Here is a 2624-nt window from a genome sequence, read left to right as displayed (position 1 = left end):
GCTCATAGTGGTCGGACAGCCAGGCGAAGAAAGCCTTGCTGCCGCCAGCGATCTTGCCGGGGTGGACGAGACTTTCGCGGTCCGCGGCGATGAGGAAGACCCCCCGCCCGTCTGATTTGCGCCGTTGCAGCGCCTTGATAGCGATGAGGTGGTCGATGCGGGTGCAGCGCAGGTCCTCGACAACAACGGATTGCTGCAAGCCGCCGAAAGGAGGGTTGGCGATCACCCGGTCATAGTCCCTCCCTCCGCGCTGGCCGATACCGACGAAATCGCCTTCGATAACAGTGATCGGCCTGCCGTTCACTTCGCTACCGAAGCGCGTTTGCTCTGCTCGCTTGGGATCGATCTCGATCCCGGTAACGGCCACGTCCGCGGAGAAAAGTGCGACCAGGCTTGCGTTCCCGATGGTAGGCTCCAGGACCGTCTCGCCGGACTGGGGCGCAAGAATCCTCTGCGCTGCCACCGACATTGGCAGAGGGGTCGAGTATTGCTGGTTCTCGACGCTGGTGGACGTACGGAACGTGAACACCGGTTGCTTATCTGTCAGCGACACGGCGTAAGCGAAGGCTTCATCGGTGGTGGAATCTGCAGCGCGGGTGAGTTCGCGCTGCATCGCCGCTTCAATTGCTTCCTGCGCCTGGCGCAGCCGGGTGTCTGACGCAGGAAGCGGCTTCTCGGCACCGAATGCCGTTTGCGCAAAGAGACGCAAATCAGCTTGTCGCATATTCCGACCACTGAGCATCTCCTGAATGAATCCGTCCGCACAGAACTGCAGACCTGTGTCGTCATCGGCACGCAACCATTCCGCCCCACGCGCGCTACGATCGTTTGCGGTTTCGCCGGCTGCGACATATGAACGGTCCTCATAGACCTGCGAGCCTTGATAGCGATAGAAGCGACCGGACTTGTCCTCGAAGACCGGGTGTCCGGCATGGTTGACGCCCAGTTGACGGACGTCACTTTCGGCACGACGTTTCTTGGATTTCGCTTCCTCCGGCGCGGCCTTCTGCGAGGCTGTTTGCGCCTTAGCCTTGATCCAGACCCGCGATACTTCCATTTCGGCGATGACGGCGCGCGGGAAGATCTGCCGCACCGCGCGACTGTTCAGGTCAGCGCCCTCCCGGATCAGCGTCTTGCCCGAGGCCGACGCACCGAAGCCGAGCGCTTCCAGCCCCGCCCACTGCTCCGAGCCAGGGGCAACGCCGGCAACGATCAGGTGGGTTGTGCGGTCGTCAGCCTGATAGAGGGCGAGGCGAGCGTTGTGGGCGGACAAATCGAGCCAACGCATGGTCGGGGAGCTAGACATGATCGTGGAAAGCTGAGGTCAGTACAGAAAAAGGCCGCCCGGAGGCGGCCAGAGGCAGAATGTCTGTTACATGCGCATACGTGGTGCGTTATGCGTCGGAGCAGCCGTCTCCGGCACGACGTCGTGCAGATCGAAGTCCTCTTCCTCCTCGAAGCCTGCTTCGGTACGAGTGCCTTCGCTCAGGTCACGCGCCTCCGCCGTAACGCCATGGCCGGCGTAGTTTGCAGTGGCGACGTCGCGCGCGTGGAAGACCTGAGGCTTGTTCGACAGCGGTTCTGCCATGGTGAAGACCTTCGCCCCATTCGGCAGGCGGTGCAGAACCAGGTAGGACTCGGCAAAGCCAGTCTCGCTTTGGTCTTCACGATCCATGCGGTACGCGCGGTTGGCGACGTCAAGTTTGCCGCCGTTCTGCTCGTAGCCGGCCTTGGTCTGGCTACCCATCGACAGCGTTGCCAGCGGCATGACTTCGACCTTGAGATCGGGGTTCGCTGCGAACGACGCGATCTGCTTGCCGGTCGAGGACTGGAGGAACCTGGCGGCAGCTTCATCGAACGGCAGATCCGAGTATTCGCCGGACTCCTTGTCCTTGATGCGCGGCACCACCACCTCCACCGCCTTGCTGACCTGGCCATCGCTCAGGCGGATCAGCATGCCGTTACGGCCGCCGACTTCGTTGCCGTTGCCGCCGAATGCCGACAGGATTGCGCCCTGCAGCTGCTCCGCCGACTTCACTACCTGCGCCATCGCCGGGTTGATTACCGTGACCGTCGCCGAAGCCGGTGCGTTGTCGCGGTAGATCACCGGATCCACGCGCGCCATCACCGAAGGGTGCACCACCGTGTGGCCGGCATACTTCGAAGCCGACACGAGCCAGCCGGCCTGCACCATGCCTTCGGCATCCGTGAAGGCGCGCTGGACGATGATCGTGCCGCCCGGCTCGGTCTTTGCCTTGTAGCCCTTCATTACGTTCTTACGGACCTCGTCATTCGGCAGGCTTTCGATCACGCTGGAAATCTCACCGGGCTTCGCGTAGAAGTCCTTGATCTCGGCACGGGGCGCCTTCAGAGGCGTCTTGCCGGTATATGGGCGCAGATACACGCACACCTCTTCGCCCGTGTCCTGACGAACGCCGGTAATGAACGGCTTGCCCGAGGGGTCGCGTTTGTAACCCTGGACCTCCATGGAGAAATTCTCCGTGGGAGGCAGCTGCCGACGCGCACCGGTTTGCTCTTGGAACGAATTGAGAAGGGACATTTTCCTGCTCCTGTTTGCGAGTTAAAGAGAAGCCGGCTTGCGTGCAGGCTTTCGGGTGATTTCC

1 protein-coding gene and 1 pseudogene are annotated in these 2624 nt (G+C 62.0%); both read right to left on the bottom strand.

All coding sequences use genetic code 11. The features are described from left to right. Window positions 1-1288, bottom strand: a pseudogene (locus E1J61_RS36140) (hypothetical protein); the annotation flags it as partial. 84 nt (window positions 1289-1372) lie between these two features. Beyond that, complete coding sequence (locus E1J61_RS36135) at window positions 1373-2488, bottom strand: hypothetical protein (RefSeq protein WP_133098556.1); 1116 nt, start codon at window positions 2486-2488, stop codon at window positions 1373-1375. Between the last annotated feature and the right edge of the window lie 136 nt (window positions 2489-2624).

It is taken from the genome of Cupriavidus sp. L7L (genome assembly GCF_004353535.1).
Lineage (GTDB): Bacteria > Pseudomonadota > Gammaproteobacteria > Burkholderiales > Burkholderiaceae > Cupriavidus > Cupriavidus oxalaticus_A.
The sequence above is the reverse complement of the archived record's forward strand: the minus strand, read 5'-3'. Positions and strand labels throughout refer to the sequence as shown.

What these genes read in the sequence shown, in the direction of transcription:
- E1J61_RS36135 (WP_133098556.1), bottom strand. Translation starts at nt 2,488, where the DNA reads ATGGAGGTCCAGGGTTACAAACGCGACCCCTCGGGCAAGCCGTTCATT.